Raw genomic sequence first — 26,806 nt, forward strand, 5'->3', positions numbered from 1 at the left:
ACTACCTAAGAGTAGCCAGTAAAAACTCTATACCTCTCCTTTTTATCCTAACATCGTTCAACTCTACAATTATATGTTCTATTTTAGAAGGATCCACATGTTCTATCTTAGATCTGTTATATAACGAGGATAACTCTAATTCTAACGCCTTCCTCATTAATTTATACTTTTCAAAAAGCAATTCGTATCTGTTAATACCTTGAGTTTCTTTTATTTTCTTTTCTAAATCTTTTATATGTTCTTTAAGATCTTTGGCTTCTCTTTCCATGTTATTTATTATACCTATATTCGGTTTTGAAAGATCTTCAGAGATATCCCACGTAAATTTAGGATATACTATGTTAACTTTTGAGCCTTCATCATCAGAAAAAGTATTAAAAGATAGCTTAGGTATTTTTAATGTTAATATCTCTTTTGGCTTGATTGTTCCATCGAATTCTTCTAATTCGTTCTCTAACAAATCGGTTTTTATTGATTTTTGAGTTAATTTTATCTTTTTTTTCTTGTGAGAAGGATTAAAAAATCGCAGAGATATCCCCTCTTCGTCTATTGAAGGTTTCATATTCACAAATTCTATGTTTTCGTCCACTGAAGAATAGAATTTATGTACCACGACAGGCTGGTTTTCTGAGTCTGAATTATTACGGTGCTTATAAAACAATAAAGGAGGATTGATAAAGGAATTTTTGTATTTCAAAAAATTATCTTTATCTGAAAGGCAAAAGGCTGCTTCAATTTTCATTTTTCTTTTTACTTCAGCTCCAGGAGTGTACATTACGGGTCCGGCGTCTCCAATTCTTCCTTTTACATTTTCGCGAGAAAGCCAGCTTACAGATCTTAATAAAATTAAAGAAACAGCTTTTTCTAAGGAGTTAGTAGAATGTGTGGTATAACTATAAATTCCTTTGGCCATAAAGGCTGCGAAATAGTCATCCTTTTCTAATCCAACGTAATCCTTCATAGGAAAAACGTTATTAAAAGAGATTTCTCTTGCAGCAACTAAAAACTTTTTCATTTCTTCTTCTGGTTCTTCATATTTTACTTCATATGGTCTTTTTACAGAATCGAAAGGTACACCCGCATTTATATCTCCATCTCCAATTAAAGCTAAAAGTAATCCATAATCTGATCCTTTTCCCAAAGAGTCAATTTCGATATTGATATAGGGCAATTCTGAAAATGTCAAATTAAGTGTGAAGTCAACTTCGTTGCTGGTAAAATCAAGAGCTATTTTGGAATAATTATCTGACTGTGCTTTCAACCTCATTTCTGAGAAAGTTAAGTTCAACTCTTTATCAAATGCAGAAGAGTATTCATCACCTTTATCTTCTACCAAAACAGCTCTGATTAAATAATCGTTATTTTCCTTTTTAATTCTAAGCTTCCCGTTTTCAACGAATGCTTTGAAATGTTCATTCTCCCAATGAAAACTATTTATAGGTTTTTCTGAAGAATTCACGTTATACTTTTTTAAATTTACTTTTGATATACTTCCTGCAGGTGCTGAAAATCTATAAAGGTTTTCTTTATTTTCGAATAATACAGGTAATTCCTGCAGATTCAAGTTTAGACAAACATAACCTAAAGGTAAAATCTGGCCTACCTTATCCAAAACTTTATTTAAAGTTGATTCAAAAATCTCTTTAATTTTATTGTATCTTTCTTCCATATCTTCATGAATCTGATCTACTCCTACTCCTCCTATGCTGTCGTGGACCAGGTTCATTATTAAATATTCCCAAGCCTTTTGTATCTCTTTATCGTCTTCAGAATTGTCTACGATAGCAATCAGGGGTTCTAATACCTTAGAGAGCATATATTCAGAATGCCAATTCATAATTTTTAAATACTGCCTTGTTGATAAACTTCCTGGAAATGTCGAAACAACGCTTCCATCAATTAGCTCACCAACGTATTTTTCTATTAAAGAAGGGTCTTCTTGTTTAAAATATCCTTGAATAAACTCATCTGGAAAAACCGCTTTTAATTCTCCATCAGTGGGATCTTCTGGAACAGGATCCAAGTCGTATCCGTTTAGTAAAGGAAGGTAATTAGTTTTCGAATATTTTTTTAGCTTGTTAATTTCCAATTCCAATCTTTTTTCCATAACTTCTGGATAATCTTTCAATCTCATAATATTCCTATAACTATCAAGTAAAAATATGCCGTGAATCTTGCTACCATCGGGACTGCTCCAAGTAAACCCGATTTTTGGAATTTTCATATTTAAACCTCTCCAGAGGAAACAACCTTCTATTTCACTTTTAAAATTAATTTGTGGAACTTGAGACGAAAAGCCAAAATTATCTAGTAACCAACCTATATTCATCACATTTCCATATTTTTTAGCCTCTTGTCCACCCAATATAATATTTCTGATTGAGCTTTCTTCAGAGACTCTCCAATCAATTTGTCCATAGTATGGGCCAAAGGCTATATTTTTAGAGTATTTTTTCAATTTGTCCTCTGCTTTTTTTCTTTCTTCTCCTTGAAAATTACTTAAATAATCTTTCACTAACAACATTTGTCCGTCTAACACAAATTTGTATTCAGGATTATTATCAATTAACTCGAAGAGTTTTTGAAATAAACTAGGTAACATTTTTTTTGTTATATCCGCAGGAGCGAACCATTCTCTATCCCAATGTGTGTGTGAAATGATATGGTACATCTCTTCACCTCCAATTATCCTTTAATTGAACCAGCCTGTATCCCTTGTAACAGTTGTCTCTGAAAAAATATTATAATTATCAAAATTGGGATCATACCAATTACAATAGCTGCGCTGAGTAAACCCCAATCTATACTGTATAATCCCAAGAATCTGTACATCGCAACTTGGAAAACCGTCTTACTGGGCGAACTTATTAAAATCATAGGTAAAACGAATTCATTCCATGCAAATCTGAAAGTGAATATAAAAGATATACTTAAACCAGGCCAAGATAATGGCATTATTACCTTAGTAAATCTCTGCATGGTTGTAGCTCCATCAAGAGCTGCCGCCTCTTCTAAAGAAACGGGAATGGTATCAAAATGGTTTTTGAGAATAAAAATATTCAAGGGTATTATTAAAACCTGGTAAGCCAAGATTACTCCCGCATATGTATCTAATAAACCCATCCTCTGAAATATCAAATATAACGGGATTGTGTTCATAGTTATAGGAATCATAAAAATTCCCATCACGGCAGCTAAAAGCTGCTTTTTGCCTCTGAAGTGGTACCTTGAAAAGGAAAATGCTGCTAACGCAGAAATTATAACACATAGTAAGGTCGCTGGAACCGCTACTATAATACTATTCAGAAAACTTCTTATCATTTGATCATCTTGAAAAAGCAATTTATAATTTTGAAAGGTAACTTCTTCAGGAATTAAACTAGGAGGAAATGCTCTTGCTTCCTCTGGTGTTTTCAGCGAAGTAACAAACACCCAAAATATAGGCATTATTGTATAAATAGCGAAAATAACAAGAATGATAAATAGTATAACTCTAATTGTTTTATTCTTTTTGGTCATGCCTCCTCACCTCTCAATGCTCCTAGATAAAGGAAAGAAACTATCAAATTAATAATAAGTAGAACTAATCCTATTGCCGCACCAATTGATAGATTACCTTGTTCAAAACCTTGTTTATACATATACAAGGATGCCGTTGTAGTGGACATTAAAGGCCCTCCTCCCGTCAATACCAATTGAAGATCGAAAAGGTTTACACTCCACATAGAAGTAAGGATCAAATTTATCCCCAAAAAAGGTGCCAACAAAGGCAATGTTATATTGAAAAAACTTTGAAGTGGGTTAGCACCATCAATTTTCGCAGCCTCATACAAACTTCTATCGATTGTCAACAACGAGGATTCTTGAAAAAGTATAGAAAACGGTGTGCCGAACCATATGTTAGCTATCAATAAGGATATCAAGGCCATGTTTGGATCTGATATCCAATTTACAGGCTGCATTCCTAACCTCATTAGCAGACCATTTATCAATCCAAAATAATCGTTGTACATCCACTGCCAGGAAAACCCAACAATAGTAGCGGATAAAAGCCATGGAAGTATAAAAAGAACTCTAAAAAATTTAGTCCCCCAAACTCTTTCAATTAAAATTCTGGCGATTAAAAAGCCTATAAAAATTTGAAAAAATACTGATCCTAATACAAAAAAGAGTGTAACTTTCAAAGATTGTAGGAAATATTCATTTTGAAAAATTTTTACCCAGTTTTGGAAACCAACAAAAGGCCAAACGTCATTTATATTAGTAGTTTTTACATCATGCATCGATATGGTTAGATTCCAAAATACAGGAAAAATCATTAAAAAGAACATTATGCTCAAAGCAGGGAGTAATAATAAAAAAGGCATCCATTTTTTCTTTTGCATCGGTTCACCACCTCCGTCTCTTTCTTACTTAGTATCTTCAGAAACTCTGAAGCCTACTTTAAACCATATTTCTATATTTCAAAAATTTTTTAAATACCTCCATCATTCTAGCTTACATACAATCTGCTTTAGCTTTCCTTTGCCCTGCAGCCCGCCCGGATGTGTGGGAGAGGGCTCCACCCTGTAACCCTTTTAAAATCAAAATCTTATTTTTGAAAATCTTTTTATGTTCTAAAATGTTTATCTCTTACTAAAAGCAGCCTCCTTTAAAGAAGGAGGTCTGCTCTGTTAAATTTTTACTTTTCGAAATTCCCTTAGAAAATCAAAATTTCTTCAACCTTCTTTGAGGCATCTTTCAAGGCATCTTTCGGAGTTTTTACGCCATAATAGACTTCTTCTATTGCTATTCGCAATGTCTCGGCTATTTGTGGATATTCAGGAATATTAGGTCTTCCTTTTCCAATCGCAACCGCTTTCATAAGATCTTCGAAGAAGGGTATCTCATTTTCAAGAATCGATTTGTAAGGATCTTGTTCGGCTATGGTTTTTTGAGTGGGCAAGTAAACGTATTTAGCCAAGACAGGAGTTAAAACTTCTGGATCTAGCATTATAGTCATCAATTCCCAAGCTAACTCGGGATGTTCAGATGTTGAAGGAATAGCCAACAACCAACCACCCATCATCGTCGAACTTTTCATACCCTCTTCAGGAACTGGAAATCCTGGTATCATACCAATTTGATTAAAATCAAATCCTTCGGGGAATTTCCCTAACAACCAACTTCCTTCAATCATTACGGCAAATCTCTTATCAGCAAATTCTTGACCCCATCGATGCTGTACTTGTGGCCTTATACCTGCCTCTACCTGATCTCTCAAGAAAGCTAGTGCCTTTACCCCTTCCTCGCTATAAAAAGCTGGGTAATACTCCCCATCTTTCTGTTCGAGAATTTCTCCACCATTCATCCATAGATATGGAAACCACATATCAGGCGAATGACCAGCACCAACCAAATGCATCGGTAATATACCCTTTTTCATAGTAACAGGAGCTAATTTCTTATAGGCCTCGATGTATCCATCCCAAGTTTTCAGCATTTCGGGATCTACGCCTGCTTCTTCTAACAAATCTTTCCAATACCAAGTTACCCGTGCGTCTGTCCAAGTCCAGATACCGTAAAACTTGCCATCAAATTTTGAACCGTCTACGTTTGCAGGATAAAATTCACCAATTCTTCCCCAAGAGTTAACTTCTTTTGTGATATCTTTTAGAAAACCCGATTGTGCTAACTCTCCCAACCATATTTGATCGACTGAAACTAGGTCTCTCGGAGTTTTCCCCGCAGTTAGAGTGATAAGTTTAGACCTTGCATCACCGTAGGGAAGCACTTCGTAATCCATCGTGATATCCATATCTGGATGTCTTTTGTTCAACTCTTCTAAAGCTACTGAAATCAACTCATGCCACCTATCCGCAGGAGCAGCAAATGTTCCAGTTAAAACGACTTTTTCCACTGCTAAAGCCATACTTGAAAAAATAATAACAAATAACACAAAACTTACTAAAATCTTCCTACTCATCTTGATCCCTCCTCACTTGATTTTTTGGCCGGTTGAATCTCGCCATACAAGTTCAACCGGCAAAGTAATTTTGAAATCCTCACTATTATTTTCACCCTGGATGATTGAAACTAAATATTTTGCCGCGACCTCACCCATATTTCGTAAAGGTTGCCGTACAGTGGTGAGACTTGGAAATATACTTTGCGCTATCGGTCTATCATCAAATCCATATAATTTCATTTTTTCAGGTACTGAAAGACCTCTTACTTGCAACGCTGTCAAAGTACTTACGGCTACAATATCGTTACAACAAAATATCGTATCTACATGGTTCTTCAAACATTTATCTATAGCCCTGTCTATCTCATTTTTCCCAACTATTTCGCTATAAACAGGAATATTATGCTCTTTACATGCATCGAACATTCCGTTATATCTTTCTTTCACGGAGCTAATAGAAAAATCTTCTTCAGAGAAAAACATTGTAGTTTTTACTGTTGAATTTTGAATAAGCTCTTTTGTCAAGTTATATGCACCTAAGTAATTATCAGACTGAACGAGTGGTTTTCTAATATTGTTAACTGTTTTATCCACAAAAACCATAGGAACCTCTTTTTTTAATAACCTTTTGAAAATTTCATCTTCTACTAATTCTTTTGTGGGAAGGATTATATATCCTTTAGGGTTAGAAGAGAGAATATATTTCATTTTTAATTTTGTTATAGCAGAATTAGAATCTATGAACTGAACGAAAGGTTCATATTCTGTGTTGTGATAAGCCTTTTCAATCCCCGCCAATATCTCAAAAGACAAATATTCATGTGAAATAGGAAGAACAACACCTATCTTGTTTCTTTCTTGCATTGAATTTGAAAATGACCCTTTTATAGGGGAGACAAACGTCCCCAAGCCCTGAATCCGATAAAGATAACCTTCAAAAACTAATTTATCGAGTGCTTTTCTAACAGTTTCTCTACTTACTTTAAATTCCTTGGCTAAGGCCTTTTCTGATGGTATCTGTTCATCAGGTTGATATGTTTCGTTTTCAATATTTGTTATCAAAAACTCCTTTATTTTTTCGTATTTTGGTTTGCTATTCATATTCTTTTTTCTCCTTAGGTACGTACATGTCTAGACATATTATACCAATACATTTTAAATAAACAAAATCCGATTAACGGCAACTAGATCCATTTAGAGGTAATTATTTGCGATTAGATAGATTTTTCTCCGTTTTTTGAAGAATTAGAAAAAAATATCACAATAATAGTATAATTAAAAAACCTGCCAACCTTCAAAGTGGATTAGGACGCAAAGAAAATAAGAACTTTTTCCTTATGGGTGGGCTGCGGGGCGAAAGGGCGCTATATACAATGTTTTAGAGTTCCTAAGTCCAAAAAATAACAAAAAATTGAGGAGGAAATATTTTGACTAACTTCAAAGAACAAGCTCATAAGATCCTAGAAGAAAGTCTTGTAATCGATGCACACTTTGATTTACTAATGGATGTAGCAAATCAAAGGAAATTTGGAATTCACAAAGTTATAGAAAACGATCATCTCGACAATTTTCGCAAAGGTGGATTAAATGCCGTAGTTTCCTCTTTGTTTATCGAAAGTTTTTTAACCCCTGAAATCTCATTAAGAGAGGCTTTAGATCAAATTAGCTCACTTTACCAGGAATTAGAAGAATCAAGCGATTATTTAATGTTATGTAAATCATACGAAGATATGATTAAAGCAAAAGAAAATAATAAAATCGGAATATTTTTATCTTTTGAAGGTGTCGAGCCCTTAAACAACGATTTAGATTTACTCGATATCTTTTACCGTTTAGGTGTGAGATTTGTAGGATTAACCTGGAGCAGAAGGAACTTTGCAGGTGATGGAAGTAAGTTTTTACCGCCAGATCCAAAGAAAAATTCTAACGGTTTATCTGATTTTGGAAAAGATTTAGTCAAAAAAGTTCAAAGTCTAGGAATGATAATAGATGTTAGCCATTTGAACGACAAAGGATTTTGGCAAGTTATTGAGATTACTAAGGGACCTATAATAGCTTCCCATTCTAATTGTAGAAAGATAGTAAACTTAGAAAGAAATCTCTCTGATCCACAAATAAAGGCTATAGCAGATACCGACGGGGTAATAGGAATAAATGCCTTGAACAAAATCGTTGCCAAAGATCCAGAAAAAGCCAACGTTGGCGATTTGGTTAAACATATAGATCACATTGTAAATTTAGTGGGCATTGAGTATGTAGGTTTGGGTTTTGATTTCTGTGAGCATCTAAAAAAATTCAATCCCCAGTTTGTTAATGAACTAAATCCATCTCCATCTTTTCAAGTTTTAAATAACCATTCAAACATAGTATTACTCGTTGAGAAACTACTGCAAAGGGGATACGGTGAAGAAGACATAAAGAAGATATTGGGAGAAAACTTTTTACGTGTGTATAAAAAAGTACTAATTGATTAAAATTATTAACGTAATAAATTCCAAAAATATGATAAAATAAAAAAGAGAGTCTATTTGAGGGAGATAACAGATGCCAGGATATTTAACACACATTATCTTCGGTCACAAGATTTTTCCAGAGAGTTTAAAAAATGTGAAAATGTTTAACCTTGGACTGATGGGTCCAGATATTTTTTATTACAATATTTCTGATCCCAAATATCACATTATTGGTGAGACTTTGCATAATGTTGATTTAACAAGGCTTATAAAAGAAATTCAAAAGGAAAGCCCTGAGTATGCTTTAGGTTTATACTTACATTCTTATCTTGATCTGAAATTACATCCGCGAATAAATATTATAGAAAGAAATACCGGCAAATCACATACCAAAGTAGAAACTTTGATCGACGCAGCTTTATTAAAAAAAGAATGGAACACCACCATTTTCAGGTTAGACAAGCATTTTTTCCCTAATAAATTACCAGCTAGATTTATGAGGATTTTCGATGAAGTGCTTTACTACTATTACGAGGTAGAAGATGTAAATATCAAAAGTTTGTATGAAATTTTTTTGAAAAACTTTTTATTCTTATACAAGTGGTATCCTATCAAAGCCGTTGCTTCGTATGTTCTTTACGTTGTTTCCATGGGAAGATTCAATTACAAGGACTATTTTATATTTAGAACCCCTTCTTTGGATATTCTGAATGATTTTGGAGTAGAAACATTGTGGAAAGAGTCTTTAAATGAAATTGATCAACTATTATCCGAAAGATTTTAATCAAAACTTACAGAAAAAGGGATGTGAAACTTTAATATGGCTACAGGTAATTTAGTAGTAATTGTAGGACCAATGTATTCTGGCAAAACTTCTGAATTAATCTCTTTCATTGAAATTTACACCCTTGGGAAAAAGAAGATAAAAGTTTTTAAACCTTTACTAGATAACAGATATAACGAAACTTCTATTGTATCTCATTCAAATACATCCGTTAAAGCCATTCCCATCAATAATTCTGCTGAAATTCTGCCTCGACTTGATGGAGACGAAAAGGCGATTTTTATAGATGAAATTCAGTTTTTAGACGAAACACTTAGAGAAGTGGTTGTCGAGATGATCAATTCTGGTAAGGATGTTTATTGTGCAGGTCTGGATTTGAGTTATAAAAATAATCCTTTCAAAGTTACTTCGCTTTTAATGTCTCATGCGGACACTGTGATTAAAAAGAAAGCGGTCTGTCATGAATGTGGAGAATACAGGGGTACAATGACTTACAAAACTGTGGAAAACGGTGGAGAAATCGATGTTGGCGGATTTGAAAAATATATCGCTGTATGTAGAGATTGCTACTTAGAGTTGAATAAAAACAAACAGAATCAAAACAAATCACAGAATCAAGGGGGTTGATCTATGCGAATTACAAGTATCTATGACAAAGTTGAATTAGCGAACAAAGTGAAAATTCCTTGGTTGGGTTATGGGACATACAAAGCCCATGGAGATGAATTGATAGAGGGTGTAAAGCACGCTTTAAGTATAGGATATAGGTTGATAGATACCGCTGAAATGTACGAAAACGAAGAAGAGATAGGTAAAGCCATTAGACAAAGTAAAATACCAAGAAATAAAATTTTTATAACCTCCAAAGTATGGAATACGAATCAAGGTTTTGAAAGTACTTTAAACTCTTTTGAGAATTCCTTAAAAAGATTGGGAACAGATTATTTAGATTTATATTTAATACACTGGCCTGTAAGTGGAAAATACTTAGAAACATGGGAAGCTCTTGAAAAGTTGTATAAAGAAGGTAGAGTAAGGGCTATAGGTGTGAGTAACTTTTTAATTCATCATCTTCAAGATATAATAAACAACTGTGAAATTACACCTATGGTTAATCAAGTAGAATTTCATCCATACTTATTGCAAAGAGATCTTCTGGATTTTTGTCAAAAAAACAAAATACGACTTGAGGCTTGGAGTCCTTTAATGAGGGGAAGAGTTCTAGACATACCTCAGTTAATTGATATAGCAAAAAAGTACAAAAAAACTCCTGCACAAATAGTATTAAGATGGGACTTACAACATGGTGTGGTAACTATTCCCAAATCTGTACACAAAGAAAGAATAAAAGAAAATGCCGATATTTTCGATTTTGAACTAACAGAAGAAGAAATGAATATAATAGACAATTTAGACCAGAATAAAAGATTTGGAGCAAATCCCGATGATTTTTAAGAGTAACATAGGTTTTAAAAAGATTAATTGATTTTTCAACAATGAAGTGCTATAATATGAAAGCATCATTACAGGAGGCTGGGTCCTGCGCAATAGGAACCCGTGAAACTGGTCAGGCCCGGAAGGGAGCAGCCATAAGCGGAGATTTCTATGTGCAGCAGGGAAACCCGGCCATCTTTAATAATTTTGGAGGCACGAACAAATTGACTCGACGAAAGAAAAATAAAAACGAATATGAAGATATTCAAGTATACGGCCCAGAAGACATCGGATTTATGAAAGTTGACGAGGTAATCAAAAAAGTTAATAACGATCTGAAGCCTAAAGAAAAAGAAATTAAAAAAACTCCTTCTTTTGAGCATTACTACAGCGAAAATCCAACGTCAGAATTAACTGTAAAGGAGTTAGTTTTAAATTTGAGAAATGGGCATAAGTATCTATTTAAAGCCCCATCTGGAGTATATGGAAAGAAAAGGATTGATAGAGCAAGCATTTTATTGATTGAAAAAGTTCAACTAACAAATGAAAAAGTTTTAGACATGGGATGCGGATATGGTGCAATTGGTATATCCTTAAAAAGAGAGTTTCCTGACATTGATCTGTACATGAGTGACATAAACAACAGAGCCGTTGATTTTTCTAAAATAAACGCCAAAAACAACAATGTGAACGCTGTTATCAAACAAGGAAATCTATTCAAACCATGGGAAGGTGAATACTTCGATGTTATTGTCACTAACCCTCCAATAGTTGCAGGTAAAGAAGTATTACATGAACTAATCGAAGAATCATATCTTCACTTAAATGAGAATGGAAGGATATATTTAGTGGCTTACCACAATAAAGGCGGAAAAAGCCTAGAAGATTATATGAAACAAATTTTTGGTAATGTAAAAGAGTTAGAAAAATCCGGTGGTTTTAGAGTTTATCTTTCGATAAAGAGGGTCTAAGATGTTTTTTGGATGCAAAAATCTTTCTTTCAGTTATTATGAAAAAAAAGTACTAACAAATATAAATTTAGACGTTAAGAAAGGTGAGTTTATCGGTTTAGTTGGAAGTAATGGAAGCGGGAAATCTACGCTTCTAAAGCTTCTATGTGGTATCTTATCTCCTCAAGAGGGAGAAGTAATTATCAAAGATCAAAAATTGGATGAAAGTAATAGAATGAATGTAGGTTATATTTTTCAAAACCCCGAAAATCAAATTATAGGGGTCACGGTTGAAGAGGATGTGGCTTTTGGGTTGGAAAACATAGGGGTCCCAAGGGAAAAGATGCTTGAAAAGATCGAGTGGGCCCTTTCAACAGTAGGGTTAGAGGGCTTGAACCACGCAGACCCAAATGCATTATCTGGAGGGCAGAAACAAAGACTTGCAATAGCATCCATCCTTGCTATGGAACCTGAGATTATACTCATGGATGAACCTACTTCAATGTTAGATCCAAAAGGTCGAAATGAAATCTACAAAGTTATACACAATCTCAGGGAAATAGGAGAAACAATTATAATAGCTTCTCATCATTCTTCTGACCTGGAATATGTAGACAAAATCATTGCTCTCAACGATGGAGAGATTGTTTATGAAGGGGAAAAAGATCAATTTTACAAGAATAAAGTTATCCAATCAGAGCTACCTTTCAATGAAAAAATAAAAAGAGTATTCAATACCGATTTAAAAAAGTTGGTTGATGAAATATGTCGATAATACTTGAAGATGTAAGTTTTACTTACGCATTGAATACACCTTTTCAAAAGACAGGCCTAACAAATATAAATCTGGAAATTAAAAAAGGGGATTTGTGGTTATTTGTGGGACATACAGGATCCGGAAAAACTACATTGATAAGTTTAATGAACGGATTACTAACTCCTCAACAAGGAAGTTTATCAGTTGAAGGATTATCCACAAAAGACAAACAGGTCAACATAAAAGATATCAGAAAGAAAATTGGCATTGTTTTTCAATACCCTGAATCCCAATTTTTTCTTCCTACCATCAAAGAAGAAATAATGTTTGCACCAAAAAATTTTGGGGTTCAACTAAGTGAGGATTTACTAAAGTACTATTTAGAATTGGTAAAGTTACCCGAATCATACCTTGAAAAAAATCCATTTGAGCTCTCAGGTGGAGAAATGAGAAAGGTAGCGATTATCTCTGTTCTCTCCTATAACCCTGATTATATAATCTTTGATGAACCCACTGTAGGATTAGACTACCTGACAAAAACTTCTATATTCAACCTTATAAAAGAACTTCACAACTTGGGAAAGACCATAATAATATCAACTCACTGGATAGACGAATTCGCCAGTTTGAAACCTAAAATACTGTTATTGAAAAACGGAGAAGAAGCTTTTAAAGGTAATTTTGACGATTTTGTTTTGTTGGATGAAAATACTCTGTGGGAAGCTGGTATAATATTAACTGAAAAGATGCAACTGTATAAATGTGCTATAAAAACAGGGAAAAAGGAATTAGCTGAAAAAATTTCATCGATTTAAAATCGAGGGGATGATGAAAAATGAAAAAGATTCTTATCTTATCCATTTTTGTTTCTATCTTTTTATTACAGCTTTTTTCTCAGTCGAGCCGGGTTATCGATCTAAGAAGAAGTTTCTTGATATACACAGAAGGTAATTCCAGTATTGGCTCCTTGGTGGAACAATATTTAAAAAATAATCTAGAAAAACAAGGAAAGTATAAGGTATTAACAAAAGATGATCTGCTATTAGAAAATCTTAGAGAAATGCTCAAAAACGAAAATTACATCAAGAAAAATCTAGAAATGGATTTTTTAGTTTATATTCAAATACTTGAAAGCTTTCCTAACTTAGAAAGAAGCAAAGAGTTAACATGGTGGGAGTACCGTATAATAGCAAAGATCAACGTTGTCAAAATTTCAACTGGAGAAAATATCTATTCCAAACTTCATACTTCAAGTGGTACCTCATATATAAATGCTAGTACCAGCAATTTTGAAACATTATACTATTCAAGAAGATCCGCTGCAAATAATCTTGCTTTGTTTATCGCCACAGAGCTGAACAAACTTTTTAAAATAAGGGCAAACATTGTAGCTAAAGAAAATAATTATGTTCATATAGATGCAGGAAGAAACGTTGGAATAAGAAAGGGCATGATGTTCGAATTTGTAATCAGTAAAGAACTAAATGGAGAGTTTTATGACCTTCACGGTGGCAAATTAATAGCTGAAGAAGTTTGGAATAATAACAGTTTACTCAAAATACTGGAAACACCTAAAAATTTCAACTACCAAGATCAAAATGTTTACGTATTAGAAAATCCAAGTCTCTCTCCTATAAGAACCATCACAAGAATATTTTACGCGAACGAAGGTTTCAAAAAAAACGGTATAGGATTCGAAGTAGGAATCGATGATTATGAACACTTATACACTGGATTCTCTTTTGTGTTTTTGTTCGATGAAAATACTATTGATGGTGATATTGATTTCAAATTAGGTTATCTTAACTATCTATCAGAAACGGATTCAACTTTTTTGTTTGGGATCTTAGTAGGGTTTAAAAGTGTTACAGCTTCTGATGATGCATCGGCTCTTTACTTTAAACTCACACCAGTTATCGAGTATAATTATTATTTTAGCGAAACCTTTGGGCTATATCTAGAGGCCGGATACAATTTCTTATTTCCTATAGAAGAAATAGGTAATATCGAATCGACAAATGATTTCAAAATCAGTGCTGGAGTTACATTTAGATTTTAATATATTTGGAATCACGGGCAGAGGTTTAATGGAGGTGTGTTTTTTATGTTTACGATCCGATCAGAATACGAACCTCAAGGAGATCAACCAAAGGCAATAGAAGAACTCTCTTCTGGAATCAATAAAAATTATAGATTTCAAACTTTATTAGGTGTAACAGGATCTGGTAAAACCTACACAATGGCTAATATTATTGCAAAAGTGAATAGACCAACTTTAGTGCTCTCTCCGAATAAAATCTTAGCCGTTCAACTATATAACGAATTCAAGGAGTTTTTTCCAGAAAATAGAGTAGAATTTTTTATAAGTTATTACGATTACTACCAACCAGAAGCTTACATCCCTTCTCGAGACATATACATAGAAAAAAATGCAGACATAAACGATATTTTAGTCAAAATGAGGCTTTCGACGTTAAAATCAGTTTTAACAAGAAGAGACGTAATCGTAGTTTCCAGTGTCTCAGCTATTTATGCCTCGGGAAACCCTGATGACTTTTCAAACATAAACCTTTATTTGCGAGTGAATGAAGAGTATTCTAGAAGAGAAATCCTTGTTAAACTTGGGAAAATGCAATACACAAGGCAAGAAAAAGATTTTCTCGGTGGGACGTTTAGATGGAAAGGTGATGTTTTAGAAATATTCCCTCCTTACGAAGATTTTGGAATAAGAGTAACTTTTTTTGATAACGAAGTTGAACAGATCGAAGCCATAGACGTACTCAACAGAACTATAATAGAAGAATTTGACAAAATTACTATTTATCCAGCGAAAGAATTTGTAACCAGTCAGGAAAAGATTTTTTCGGCTATTGAAAGAATAAATGCCGATCTGCAAACCCAAATAGAATATTTTAAAAGGGAAGGAAAACTTTTAGAAGCTCAAAGAATAGAACAAAGGGTAAGACAAGATATAGAATTCCTTCAAACATTAGGATACTGTAAAGGGATAGAAAATTATTCAAGGTATTTCGATGGAAGAAATCCCGGAGACCCTCCGTGGACTCTTTTGAATTACTTCGACGATGATTTTATTGCCTTTATCGACGAATCCCACATTGCCGTTCCACAGTTAAGAGCAATGTTCAGAGGAGATTACGCGAGGAAGAAAAACCTTGTTGACTACGGATTTAGGCTACCGTCTGCCTTGGATAACAGACCTTTAAGATTCGAAGAGTTTTTAGAAAGAACCAATCAAATTATATTTGTATCAGCTACCCCAGGTCCATTTGAAATGGAAGTATCAGACCAAATAGTTGAACAAATTATTAGACCTACAGGACTTGTGGATCCAAAGGTTGAAGTAAAATCTACGGAAGGTCAAGTGGACGATTTCATATCCGAAGTAAAAGAGGTCGTAGAAAGAGGAGAAAGGGCTCTAGCGGTGGTTTTGACGAAGAAAGATGCAGAAATTCTTTCGGACCATTTGAACCTAATGGGCATTAAATCACTGTATCTACACTCAGAACTCGATACAATTGAAAGGTCAGAGGTAGTGAAAAAGCTAAGAAACGGGGAAATTGAAGTAGTTGTTGGTGTAAACTTACTAAGGGAAGGGCTAGATTTACCGGAAGTTTCTCTTGTTGCCATAATGGATGCAGATAGAGAGGGATTTTTAAGATCTGAAACAACATTGATTCAAACGATTGGTAGGGCTGCAAGAAACGTTCAAGGAAAGGTATTACTATACGCAGACAGAATAACGGAGGCTATGAAAACCGCCATCGACGAAACGAATAGAAGAAGAGAAATACAGATTCAATATAATAAAGAAAACAACATTATCCCCCGAAGTATCATTAAAAAATTACCGGAAGATATATTTGCACCATTCAAAGATAACGAGGTAAAAGAAGAAGATTATATATTCACCGTACAGGAAAATCTCTCTCCAGATGACTACTTAGCCTTACTGGAAGAAAAAATGTACGAAGCAGCCTCCGAATTAAAATACGAAGAAGCAGCAAGATACCGAGACGAGATCAAAAGGATAAAAAGAAAATACAACATAAAGCAAAATTGACTCTAAAAAACAATTTAAAAAGGTGTAGGAATTCTACACCTTTTCTTTTTTTTGATTTACGTGAATACTTCTCACCTTTTTTCTCAAAAATCTATCGGTATCAAAGAAGAATCTGAAAAGAGCCCAAATGAATATAAAAAATATACATAATGTAACCCACAACATTTCAACATTTCCCATGACCCCAAAAATGCCTGATCCTCTTATACCAGTAATAATAAATGCTAACAACCACTCTTGACTTAAAAGAGCTACTATGGTTATAGCAAAAAGAATCCATGGTTGGTTAATAACCAGAGTAAACACAAATAAAGAAGTTAATCCGGCAATCCATAAGATTATTCTGTAGATATTTGTTCTCTTACTCTTTTCTTCTTTGAAATCTCCTGCCAACTTTGACACCTCCAAATTTATTCTTCATCTTCGTTAACCTTCAACAAAGCCAGGAAGGCTTCTTGAGGAATATTGACCCTGCCAATCTCTCTCATCCTTTTCTTACCTTCTTTTTGCTTTTCTAGCAATTTCATCTTTCTCGTCACATCTCCACCATAACACTTTTGAAGGACATCTTTTCTTAAGGCTTTAATAGTGGATCTCGCTATTATCTTACCCTTACAATATGCTTGTATAGGTATCTCGAACTGATGTCTGGGAATTAAATCCCTTAATTTATCCACTAATTTTCTTGCAAGTGTATAACTCTGACTCTCATGAACTACGTAAGATAAAGCATCAACTTTCTCTCTATTTATTAAAATTTCTAACTTCACTAAATTAGACTCTTTGTATCCAGTTATCTCGTAATCCATAGAGGCATAACCTTTGCTAATAGCCTTCATCTTATCGAAAAAATCGAAGATCAAATCAGCCAAAGGAATCTCAAAATGTAAAACCACCCTATTCTTACCTGCATTTGACACATGAGAAAAATTCCCTCTTTTTTCGACTTGAGCAAGATTGATTAAATCTCCCATATAATTAGGCGGCGTGATAATATCCAACTTGCTAAAAGGTTCGTAAACTTTCTCTATCAAATCTTCATCTGGAAACTCTGAAGGATTTGTAATTTCTATTTCTTCGCCATTTTTTAGCTTAGCCTTATAAATTACGCTCGGAACAGTGAGTATAACGGCAAGCTCAAACTCCCTTTGCAAACGTTCTTTAACCACATCCATGTGAAGCAAACCCAAAAAACCTACCCTAAAACCGTATCCCATAGCCGGGGAGCTTTCAGGTGTGAATACAAGAGAAGCATCATTCAATTTCAACTTTTCTAGTGCCTTTCTTAATTCCTCATAATACTCAGGTAAGCCTGGATAAAGTCCCGCATAGACCATCGGTTTTACTTCTTTGTACCCTGGAAGAGGTTTTTCTATGGGATTCAGTGCATCAGTAATTGTATCTCCTACTCTTGCTTGCTCAATATCTTTTATTCCTGCTACTATATAACCTATTTCGCCAGCAGACAGATCCTCTGTCTCGATCATCTCTGGGTGAAAGATCCCGACCTCGATAACTTCATAGGTCGCATTAGATGCCATTAATTTAATCTTATCGCCTTTTTTTACCTTTCCACCAAATATTCTACAATAAACGATGATCCCTTTGTATTTATCGTACTTAGCATCGAAGATCAAACCTTTCAACTTGTCTGAAGTATTGCCTTTACTAAGGGGTGAAGGAACCTTTTGAATAATCAGTTCTAATAAATCTTCGACACCCTCTCCAGTTTTTGCACTAATCGTGACTATGGAATCGGCTTCTATACCAACCAAATCATTTATCTCCAACATTGTTTCATCTATATTTGCGGTTGGAAGATCTATTTTGTTTACTGCACCTATGATCTCCAAATTGTTTTCTAACGCCAAATACGTGTTAGTAACCGTTTGGGCTTGAACGCCTTGAGTGGCATCAACCAGTAAAATAGCTCCTTCACACGCAGCCAAACTTCTTGAAACTTCATAGGTAAAATCAATATGCCCAGGTGTATCCAAAATGTTCAACTCATATTCATTTCCATCTTTTCCAGTATAAAAAACCTTGACTGGATGTGATTTGATAGTAATTCCTTTCTCTCTTTCAAGGTCCATTGAATCTAAATACTGTTCTCTCATGTTTCTTTCGTCTATGGAATGGGTCAATTCCAGTATTCTATCCATCAAAGTTGTTTTTCCATGATCAATATGTGCAATTATTGCTATATTTCTAATAAAATTAGGATCAAACAAAAAAGAAAGCACCTCCACAAACCTAAAAATATAGAAATATTATACCATAAAAAAGACAAACTAAAAAGGCTAGTCACTGATAGATAACTCTATATCTTCCAATTGTCTTGAGTATTCATCAATTTTTCCCTTTAGATCTTTGAAATGCTCCAGTTTATTAATCTCCTTTTTAAATGCTTCGTAGTTTTCAAACATACTTGTTTGCATTTTAACTTTTAAGCTATTTAAAAAAGATTCAACATTAGTTCTAAGTGTATTTTCTAAAGCCTTCATTTGACTAGAAATTTCATTATCCAATCTCTTCTGAACACTTCCTAATATATAGAACCTGTTCAACAAACTTTTGTTTTTAAATGTTACTGTTTTAAAGGCACTATCTAAAATTGTATTGATTTCGTTTTCTAAGTCTCCTTGAAAATCATCAAAAAATTTATCAACATCAGATTTTAACTTTTCATTTAAGAAAGAATTCTTTCCTAATCTATCTATAACTTCTTCCTTATCAAAAAATTTATCTACTCTTCTTTTTTCTTCACCTATAATATACGAAATTTCTCTTTTTATTCTCTCTTCCAATGTATTTGATACCTCTTTTTTGAATTTAGTAATCTCATGCTCGACCAATTCTTTGACTTTTTTCTGAGTTTTATAAAACTGTAAGATCGTACTCTTCAAATCAGTTAACTTACTTGAGTAATATTTTGTAAGAGAATCATTAATTGATTCCAACCTTATATTCAAAAAAGATTGATTCTCTTGCAAAAACAATTGAACATTTTCATAATATCTCTTACGAACTTCCAATTCTCCAATTTTCTCATTTAAAAGTTTGCTATTTAGGTTAATGGAATGCCTAATTTTGCCTATGATTGTTTTCAACTTCATTCTTTTCTTATCATGACTACCTATTTCGTTAAAAATGTAATCTCTAACCTGTTGGAACCCACTATCATCTTTAGACTCAATTTCTAGCTTAGCAGAGGTTAAAAAGATTTTGGGATCTTTCAAATCTATTTTGTTGCATCTATTTATAAGTTCTTTTTTAGCCATTTCTATCTCTTCTTGTGAAGCTCTATCCTTTTGGGAGAGAATAAAAATCACATCTTTGTTTAGATTCTTGATAATCTCTTCGACTAAATCCCAATCGCTTTTTGTATAAATATTTTTTGAGTCAAAAACAAACATTATCAGATTACTATTTTCCAAAAAATCTCTCGTTATCTTTTCATGTTTTTCCATTATTGTGTCCGTTCCTGGGGTATCTATTATTTCTATTCCTTCCAAAGAGTCCAAATCTTTGTAGATTGTAACTATGTCACCTTTTGTTTCAACGTTACCTTCACCTTTTCGAACAATTGTTATTTTGGATGTCTGAGGTCCTGGCCCAACCTCAAAGATATCTTCTTCTCCTTCTTTAATTCCAAGTAAAGCATTCAAAAAGCTACTTTTACCAGCTTTAACTTTACCTACGACCACGAAATTGAAAAGTGTTTCAAATTCTTTTTTTACTTCATCAATTTTATCTTTCACCAAAAAAGAATTTCTATCTATCATATCTGAATATTCGTTCAACAAGGTTTTTAACTGTGATTCTTCTTTCTTGAATTTATCGCTAACTAAAGGTATACCCATAAAACCCCACCTCTTATTTTTGAATTCAACTTAATTATATTACATATGTCATTGATTTTTTACTGCTTAACACATGTCTGTCGATCCCCTGGGTTTTTTACCTTATTGGAGGTCGACAGACGTTTTTTTAGACCATTTTCTGTTTTAGGTTAAATAAGTAAATATTAGTTAGTTGGAAGTTAAACTAAACTGTTTTTTTGTTTAACTTTAGGTTATACCTCATTTGCGTGGTACCTCTTTTGCTTCGCAGACGAGAATATGGAAAGAGTTTTTAGAGAATTACGAATAAAACTTTTGCATAAAGCGGCAAAAAGCATTTTGCACAAAGCAGCAAAATTTATTGCTTGTTTTTTTATTATGATATAATTAAAATGAATATTCTAGAATGTTCAAGGGGTAAATTGCGAAAAATACAGAATCCCAATTAGGAGGCTCAAAAATGAAAAAAGTCTCAATAACCTACAAAATCCCGGAAACTGGTATTAATTTGTTGAAAAGTAAGTACGATATTTGGGTTAATCCTAAGGATAAGCTACTCACCAAAGAAGAACTAAAAGAAATAGCAAAAGAATCTGACGCATTAATTACGATGTTGGCAGATCCAATTGATAAAGAAGTGTTAGAAGCAGGTAAGGATAGATTAAAAATTGTTTCAAACTATGCTGTTGGGTACAACAACATCGATATCCAAAAGGCAAAAGAGTTTGGAATATATGTAACTAACACCCCTGATGTATTGACCGAAACCACCGCTGATTTAGCCTGGGCGTTGATGTTAGCTGTTGCCAGGCGGATCGTTGAATCTGATGCCTTTACAAGAGAAGGTAGTTTTGATGGTTGGAAGCCTGAATTGTTTCTTGGAACCGATGTATACGGTAAAACATTAGGTATTATAGGATTTGGAAGTATAGGCCAAGCGGTTGCCAGAAGGGCAATAGGGTTCAATATGAAGGTTTATTACTATCAACGTCATCGCCCTTCCAGTGAAAAAGAAAAGGCTTTGAACGCCACTTATTTACCGTTGGATGAACTTTTGAAGGCTTCTGATTATGTGAGTTTACATGTGCCTTTGACTGACGAGACTCATCATATGTTGGATAGAGAAAAATTATCGCTGTTAAAGAAATCTGCCTTTATTATTAATACGGCAAGAGGTCCAGTGATAGATGAAGAAGCGTTATACGAAAAATTAAAAAATAAAGAGATTGCAGGAGCGGCGTTAGATGTGTATGAGAATGAACCACAGTTAACACCTGGATTAAAAGATTTGGATAACGTAGTACTAACACCCCACATTGGATCTGCTTCACACGAGACAAGAAGTCGAATGGCACAGATGGTAGCGAAAGATATAATACAAGCTTTGGAAGGAGAAACACCTGAACATCTAGTATGGAGGTAGAAATTAAATATTGAATAGAGTTTATGAAATATACAAGGGTCTTTACGATTATTATGGTCCACAGCATTGGTGGCCCGCAGATAATTGGTTTGAAGTAACTGTGGGGGCTATTTTAACCCAAAATACTTCTTGGAATAACGTCGAAAAATCTATCGAAAATATGAAACAAGGTGATTTATTAGAACCACAAAAGCTATCTGAAATCAAAGAAAAAGATTTAGCTCAATTGATAAGATCTTCGGGTTTTTACAATCTCAAAAGTAAACGTTTGAAAAACTTCTTAGAATGGTTAAAAAAATATAATTATGATATAGATAAGATTAAAGATAAAAGTGTAACCTCTTTAAGGGAAGAACTGTTAAGTATAAAAGGCATAGGGAAAGAAACCGCTGATTCTATCCTTTTATACGCTTTTGAAATGCCAGTTTTTGTGATAGATGCTTATACAAAGAGAATGTTTTCACGATTAGGTTTAATATCAGGCAAAGAATACGACGAGTTTCAAAATTTCTTCGAGAAAAACTTAAGAAAAGACGTTCAACTTTACAACGAATACCATGCCTTGATAGTTAAGCACTCAAAGGTTTACTGTAAAAAGATGCCTAAATGCTCTGAGTGTTTTCTAAAAGAAAAATGTAATTGGGGAGTGAATAACCTATAATATCTTACAACAAACTTGACCTTAAACAAATCCAAAAAATTGGAACGACTATTTCTAAATACATCTTTCCAGGTGCAAAATTATTACTTTTCGGCAATTTGGGAACGGGGAAAACAACGTTAACATCGTATATTGTTAACAGCTTGAGCAAAAGCCCTATAAATGTGACAAGCCCTACTTTTTCTTTAGTAAAGGTATATAATACAAATCCAACAATATATCACATTGATTTGTATAGGTTGAACGATCCTCAAGAGATAGAATATTTGGATATCTTTTTGGATCCTAAGGGGATATATATAATTGAATGGGCAGACTTCTTGGATTATTTAACCCCCGAAGAAAGATTGGAGATCCATATTTCGTACAATGAAGATATTAAGTATAGGGATGTAAAAATCGAAGGCTTTGGTGAAAAGTACAAAGAGATGGAGGCTAATATAGAAAAGGAGTAGTAGTTTTGTGTCAATTCAAAGAATTTATAACGTTATCTCAGAAAAAGATTACAAAGAACATAGCCAAAAAGCAAGAAAAATAGTTGAAAAGGCTCATAGCATTATCAGAAAGCCTCGAGAATTAAACGAAAGGAAGATGTTTTGGGTTTACAGAGTTTTAGGAAAAGACGCCGAACTAAAAATACCAAAAAAACATATAAACGATTTTCAATTTTTGATAATGCACATTTTAAAAAAACCAAAAGAAAATAGATTCAATGATTTAAGAAGTTACTACAAATTAAAAGAAGAAACGATTGAGAACCTGAAATTTTTACTTTTTCCAGATAAGTTTCCGCCAGGCGGTTACAATGAAAAATTAAAAAAGTATGGGGTAGAGTTTTACAATCCTCAAGTTATATTGAAAAGACTGAATTTTAAGGATTTTATAGACTTATACGCACTAATAACATACATACCTTTAGATGTGAAAACTCCCTTTGTACAAGACCTCATAGACGAGATCTTAAGCATTGATCCTATCGATACAAAGATCTCGTTGTACACGAAAATAAAAGAAATATTCAAGAGTTTAGGTCCTTACGAAAAACAGATGGTTGAACTTCAATTGAAAAATATATCTTACTACCATTATAGGCTTATGAGCAAAGGATCGACCAAAGGTGTCATTATCGATGGTAGTAACGTTGTAAGGTACAATGATCAAGATAGTATACTTAGATTGGTTGATTTGTTGGATAATCTCTACATAGAAAATATAACGTTTTTTCCTGCAATAATAGTATTCGATAGAAACATTGAATACGTTTTAAAAAGCGAGGAAGACAAGAATATTTTAAAGAAATTGTCAGAAAAAAAGAGGATTTACTTTGAATCACCTGCAGATGAATTGATCGTTCATTTGAGTAATAGACTTGGCTATTACATGATTTCACAGGATAAATTTAATGAATATCAGTTTGATAAAGACAAATTACTGGAATTGCGGAGGTTTATGGATGAGTGAACAAAGTTTCGACTTAGAGCAATATGACTACGAGTTACCTGAAGACCTTATAGCCCAAGAACCTCTTGAACCAAGGGATAGCTGCAAGTTGATGGTACTAAATAGAAAAACAAAAAGTATCGAACACAAAGTTTTTAGGGATATAAAAAATTATTTACGACCTGGCGATTTGCTTGTTTTAAATAATACCAGGGTTATTCCTGCAAGATTATACGGCAAAAAGGAAACAGGTGCAAAAGTTGAAGTTTTACTTTTAGAAAAAAATGGAAACGATAAAACATGGAAAGCCTTGGTAAAGCCTGGTGGAAAGATAAAAAAAGGTAACAAACTTATCTTTGAAGACAATTTAACCTGCACCGTAGAAGAACATTTAGAAGACGGCTCTAGAATTTTAAAATTTGACGATCCCAACTTCTTTTCAAAATTGCCAAGAATTGGCGAAGTCCCTTTACCGCCCTACATAAAGAAACAGATAGACGATCCTGAAAAATATCAAACTACCTACGCAAAATACGATGGTGCTGTGGCTGCACCAACCGCTGGTTTGCATTTCACCAAAGAACTGATAGAAGAGCTCACCGATTACGGTGTTAGATTCGCTGAAATCACTCTTCATGTGGGTTTAGGAACCTTTAGACCGGTTAAAGAGGCAGACATAAGGAACCACCAAATACATGAAGAGTATTATACCGTGCCAAAAAGTGTACTTCGCGATATAGTTAGAGCTAAAGCTGAAGGTAAAAGGGTCATAGCCACAGGAACAACCGTTGTTAGAACGCTCGAATCGATTGCCAGAAATCCTGACAAACTCGCAGGTAAAACAGATCTATATATTTACCCACCATTTGAATTTAAAATAATAGATGCCATGATCACCAATTTTCATCTACCGAAATCTTCACTTCTTTTTCTAGTTTCAGCATTTGCTGGTCAAGATTTTATTATGAACTCATATCAAATTGCTAAAGAAAAGAAATATAGGTTCTTTTCTTTTGGAGATGCTATGTTCATAATTTGATTTTTTTAATATTAAAGTTTATTAAATCTTAGACGATAAAAAAGTGACTAAAACTTTGAAGGTTGGGTGATAATATGGGAATATCAAATATTGGGGGAAAAGAAGACTTTTTGATTAACAATCCTATAACCAATAGACAGCACATTGAAATGGCGAGTGCCAATCAAAGAAATCCTGAAAATTCAAACCAGCCGATCCAAAAAGAAGAGGTTATGCCAGACGAACTTGACAAAGTTACTAAGATAATTGAAGATAGATTAAAAAAGTTATCCAAAATATTCAAAGGAGAGGCAAAGTTTGAAATAGAAAGGGATTTGGATATTATTGTTGTAAAAATTATAGATAAAGATAGCAAGCAAATTATAAGGCAGATACCACCTGAAGTGTCCGTGAAACTTGCCAAAGCCTTAAACGATGTTCAAGGGATATTACTTGATGAAATAGCATAATTATTAATGTTTTAATGTTTTATTAATCAGTTCGGCGACATCGTTATAAGATAAAAGTAGATGTAAATTTCTTCTTACTTCCTTTGCGCCTTCAATACCAGAAAAGTATTTCATCAATACTTTTCTGAATTTTTTTACTGCGTAAACCTCTGAACCATAGAATTCAATCATAAGTTCCAAATGTTCTAAACAAGTATCTATTCTCTCATCTAAAGTTGGATTATAATTATTCTTTGTGAATATCCAAGGGTTACCGATAGCACCCCTTGCAACTAAAACAAAATCTGCACCATACTTCAATAAATAATCATCTATATCTTTTTTACTGAACACATCACCGCTTGCTCCTAAAGGAATACGGATCTTCTTCTTTAACCTTTTCATTACTTCTCTATTCGCAATACCACTGTACATTTGTGGCCTAGTTCTACCGTGAACAATAATATAATCAGAACCTGCTTCTTGGACTGTTTGAGCCACTTCTTCTATATTTATTTGATCGTATCCTAATCTTACCTTTACCCCTACGGGCAGATCAATACTCTTTTTAAGAGCAAAAATGATATCTCCCAATAATTTTGGATTTTTCAATAAAGCCGCCCCTGAACCTTTTTTCACCACTTTATTAACAGGGCAAGCAGCGTTTATATCGATCCAATTAGCTAAACCTTGGACAGCTTTAGCTGCTTCAACGAATTTTGTTGCGTCGTTGCCAAAAAGTTGCACACCTATATTATTTTCACCCTGTTGGGGAAGCATTTTTTTAACCTTTTCATTTTCCCTTATTATGGAATCTACTGAAATCATTTCAGTAAAAGTAAAATCCGTTCCAAATCTTCTGCAAATCTCTCTAAAAGGATAATCCGTATAATCCGCCATAGGAGCTAAACCGATTTGATTTTCTAACATCCACTTACTCCTCCTGAATCTTATTCCTAATTTATTTTAGCTTTTTTCGTTAAACAGGTATATACACTAATTTTAAATCTACATACAATGTATAATTTCAAGAATTTTTAGTAAAACATAAAAATTATTGAATTATTTATTATTTTACTTGACAATTTTTATTTATTCTGGTATAATTTTTCTGAAATATTTGAAATTAGTTTAAAATTATTAAAGGAGGTTATAAAAATGTTGAGAAGTTTACAGAAAAAAATTAAAAAGGTAGAATCTTATCCCACGGCTTATGATTTACTATCTGAAGAATTATGGCAGGTTTATCTCGAAAACATAAGAAAACTGTGAAAGCAAAAGAATAAGGGTGGGCTGTGGGAAATCCTACTCACCCGTCCTCAAATGGGTGGGGAGCGGGGCTAATGGGGTAGACACTTTTACCCTTAAATGGGTGGGGAGCGGGGCGAAGGGGCGCTAAATCTAAATTTTTTAAGGTTCATAAAAGCACTATAACAAGAATAAAAACAGGAGGAAATTTTAATGACAAATGAGCAAAAAAGAAACTTTTTGCTGTACTCCATAGGTAGACTTGTATCTTTAATAGGAACTGGCATACAAATGATTGCTTTACCGCTTTATATCCTTG

At 33.7% G+C, this 26,806-nt stretch carries 24 protein-coding genes and 1 other RNA gene; 16 read left to right on the top strand and 9 right to left on the bottom strand.

Annotated features, from left to right (window positions below):
* Window position 1 precedes the first annotated feature (1 nt).
* From AA80_RS07470 to AA80_RS07490, 5 genes are all read right to left on the bottom strand, one after another.
* On the bottom strand, window positions 2–2,671 hold the full coding sequence (locus AA80_RS07470; protein ID WP_103877169.1) for a glycoside hydrolase family 38 N-terminal domain-containing protein: 2,670 nt from the start codon (window positions 2,669–2,671) through the stop codon (window positions 2–4).
* A gap of 14 nt (window positions 2,672–2,685) precedes the next feature.
* Window positions 2,686–3,519, bottom strand: a complete 834-nt coding sequence (locus AA80_RS07475; protein WP_103877170.1) for a carbohydrate ABC transporter permease — start codon at window positions 3,517–3,519, stop codon at window positions 2,686–2,688.
* Window positions 3,516–4,385, bottom strand: coding sequence for a carbohydrate ABC transporter permease (locus tag AA80_RS07480; RefSeq protein WP_103877171.1), 870 nt, complete (start codon window positions 4,383–4,385; stop codon window positions 3,516–3,518). Before AA80_RS07480 ends, AA80_RS07475 begins: the two co-directional genes overlap by 4 nt.
* Before the next feature lie 314 nt (window positions 4,386–4,699).
* Window positions 4,700–5,965: an ABC transporter substrate-binding protein gene (locus tag AA80_RS07485; protein WP_103877172.1), complete on the bottom strand. Its 1,266-nt coding sequence runs from the start codon at window positions 5,963–5,965 to the stop codon at window positions 4,700–4,702.
* Window positions 5,966–5,977: 12 nt separating this feature from the next.
* Complete coding sequence (locus AA80_RS07490; protein WP_103877173.1) at window positions 5,978–7,048, bottom strand: LacI family DNA-binding transcriptional regulator; 1,071 nt, start codon at window positions 7,046–7,048, stop codon at window positions 5,978–5,980.
* A gap of 326 nt (window positions 7,049–7,374) precedes the next feature.
* On the opposite strand from AA80_RS07490, the gene AA80_RS07495 reads away from it, so the two are divergent.
* The 10 genes from AA80_RS07495 (at window position 7,375) to uvrB (ending at window position 16,406) form a co-directional block, all read left to right on the top strand.
* Window positions 7,375–8,421 (top strand): dipeptidase, encoded by a 1,047-nt coding sequence (locus AA80_RS07495; protein WP_103877174.1) that lies wholly within the window; start codon window positions 7,375–7,377, stop codon window positions 8,419–8,421.
* 70 nt (window positions 8,422–8,491) lie between these two features.
* Complete coding sequence (locus AA80_RS07500) at window positions 8,492–9,184, top strand: hypothetical protein (protein ID WP_103877175.1); 693 nt, start codon at window positions 8,492–8,494, stop codon at window positions 9,182–9,184.
* Window positions 9,185–9,220: 36 nt separating this feature from the next.
* Window positions 9,221–9,811, top strand: a complete 591-nt coding sequence (locus AA80_RS07505; protein ID WP_103877176.1) for a thymidine kinase — start codon at window positions 9,221–9,223, stop codon at window positions 9,809–9,811.
* Window positions 9,812–9,814: 3 nt separating this feature from the next.
* Window positions 9,815–10,639, top strand: a complete 825-nt coding sequence (locus tag AA80_RS07510; protein WP_103877177.1) for an aldo/keto reductase — start codon at window positions 9,815–9,817, stop codon at window positions 10,637–10,639.
* A 76-nt stretch (window positions 10,640–10,715) separates the two neighbouring features.
* Window positions 10,716–10,815: signal recognition particle sRNA small type (gene ffs, locus AA80_RS07515), an RNA gene on the top strand.
* 99 nt (window positions 10,816–10,914) lie between these two features.
* Window positions 10,915–11,589, top strand: coding sequence for a class I SAM-dependent methyltransferase (locus AA80_RS07520; RefSeq protein ID WP_103877192.1), 675 nt, complete (start codon window positions 10,915–10,917; stop codon window positions 11,587–11,589).
* A gap of 1 nt (window position 11,590) precedes the next feature.
* A complete protein-coding gene (locus AA80_RS07525) occupies window positions 11,591–12,343 on the top strand; it encodes an energy-coupling factor ABC transporter ATP-binding protein (protein ID WP_103877178.1) in 753 nt (250 codons plus the stop codon).
* Window positions 12,334–13,140: an ATP-binding cassette domain-containing protein gene (locus tag AA80_RS07530; RefSeq protein WP_103877179.1), complete on the top strand. Its 807-nt coding sequence runs from the start codon at window positions 12,334–12,336 to the stop codon at window positions 13,138–13,140. The genes AA80_RS07525 and AA80_RS07530 overlap by 10 nt, the downstream gene beginning before the upstream one ends.
* A 20-nt stretch (window positions 13,141–13,160) precedes the next feature.
* Window positions 13,161–14,384 (top strand): hypothetical protein, encoded by a 1,224-nt coding sequence (locus AA80_RS07535; RefSeq protein WP_103877180.1) that lies wholly within the window; start codon window positions 13,161–13,163, stop codon window positions 14,382–14,384.
* Window positions 14,385–14,429: 45 nt separating this feature from the next.
* Window positions 14,430–16,406, top strand: a complete 1,977-nt coding sequence (gene uvrB, locus AA80_RS07540; RefSeq protein WP_103877181.1) for an excinuclease ABC subunit UvrB — start codon at window positions 14,430–14,432, stop codon at window positions 16,404–16,406.
* Window positions 16,407–16,439: 33 nt separating this feature from the next.
* On the opposite strand, the gene AA80_RS07545 is transcribed toward uvrB, so the two are convergent.
* The 3 genes from AA80_RS07545 to AA80_RS07555 all read right to left on the bottom strand — a co-directional run bounded on the left by AA80_RS07545 (window position 16,440) and on the right by AA80_RS07555 (window position 20,269).
* The gene (locus AA80_RS07545; RefSeq protein WP_103877182.1) at window positions 16,440–16,799 is read right to left on the bottom strand and encodes a hypothetical protein; all 360 of its coding nucleotides are present in this window, start codon (window positions 16,797–16,799) and stop codon (window positions 16,440–16,442) included.
* Between the two features lie 17 nt (window positions 16,800–16,816).
* Window positions 16,817–18,637: a translation elongation factor 4 gene (gene lepA / locus AA80_RS07550; protein ID WP_103877183.1), complete on the bottom strand. Its 1,821-nt coding sequence runs from the start codon at window positions 18,635–18,637 to the stop codon at window positions 16,817–16,819.
* Between the two features lie 69 nt (window positions 18,638–18,706).
* Window positions 18,707–20,269, bottom strand: a complete 1,563-nt coding sequence (locus AA80_RS07555; RefSeq protein ID WP_103877184.1) for a dynamin family protein — start codon at window positions 20,267–20,269, stop codon at window positions 18,707–18,709.
* A 439-nt stretch (window positions 20,270–20,708) separates the two neighbouring features.
* Between AA80_RS07555 and AA80_RS07560 the strand changes: the two genes are divergently transcribed.
* From AA80_RS07560 to AA80_RS07585, 6 genes are all read left to right on the top strand, one after another.
* Window positions 20,709–21,671, top strand: coding sequence for a 2-hydroxyacid dehydrogenase (locus AA80_RS07560; RefSeq protein ID WP_103877185.1), 963 nt, complete (start codon window positions 20,709–20,711; stop codon window positions 21,669–21,671).
* A 10-nt stretch (window positions 21,672–21,681) separates the two neighbouring features.
* Entirely contained in the window at window positions 21,682–22,332 is a 651-nt protein-coding gene (locus tag AA80_RS07565) for an endonuclease III domain-containing protein (protein ID WP_103877186.1), read from the top strand.
* Window positions 22,332–22,787 (top strand): tRNA (adenosine(37)-N6)-threonylcarbamoyltransferase complex ATPase subunit type 1 TsaE, encoded by a 456-nt coding sequence (gene tsaE / locus AA80_RS07570; protein ID WP_255396825.1) that lies wholly within the window; start codon window positions 22,332–22,334, stop codon window positions 22,785–22,787. Before AA80_RS07565 ends, tsaE begins: the two co-directional genes overlap by 1 nt.
* Before the next feature lie 7 nt (window positions 22,788–22,794).
* Window positions 22,795–23,793, top strand: coding sequence for a PIN domain-containing protein (locus AA80_RS07575; RefSeq protein ID WP_103877188.1), 999 nt, complete (start codon window positions 22,795–22,797; stop codon window positions 23,791–23,793).
* On the top strand, window positions 23,786–24,811 hold the full coding sequence (gene queA / locus AA80_RS07580) for a tRNA preQ1(34) S-adenosylmethionine ribosyltransferase-isomerase QueA (RefSeq protein ID WP_103877189.1): 1,026 nt from the start codon (window positions 23,786–23,788) through the stop codon (window positions 24,809–24,811). The genes AA80_RS07575 and queA overlap by 8 nt, the downstream gene beginning before the upstream one ends.
* Before the next feature lie 74 nt (window positions 24,812–24,885).
* Window positions 24,886–25,260, top strand: coding sequence for a flagellar protein FlaG (locus tag AA80_RS07585; RefSeq protein WP_103877190.1), 375 nt, complete (start codon window positions 24,886–24,888; stop codon window positions 25,258–25,260).
* A gap of 3 nt (window positions 25,261–25,263) precedes the next feature.
* Here AA80_RS07585 and AA80_RS07590 read toward each other — a convergent pair whose 3' ends face one another.
* Window positions 25,264–26,169 carry a tRNA dihydrouridine synthase gene (locus AA80_RS07590; RefSeq protein ID WP_103877191.1) on the bottom strand — a complete coding sequence of 302 codons (906 nt, stop codon included), beginning with the start codon at window positions 26,167–26,169 and terminating at the stop codon, window positions 25,264–25,266.
* Window positions 26,170–26,806 lie beyond the last annotated feature (637 nt).

This window comes from Petrotoga sibirica DSM 13575 (assembly GCF_002924625.1).
In the GTDB taxonomy this organism is placed as follows: Bacteria; Thermotogota; Thermotogae; order Petrotogales; family Petrotogaceae; genus Petrotoga; species Petrotoga sibirica.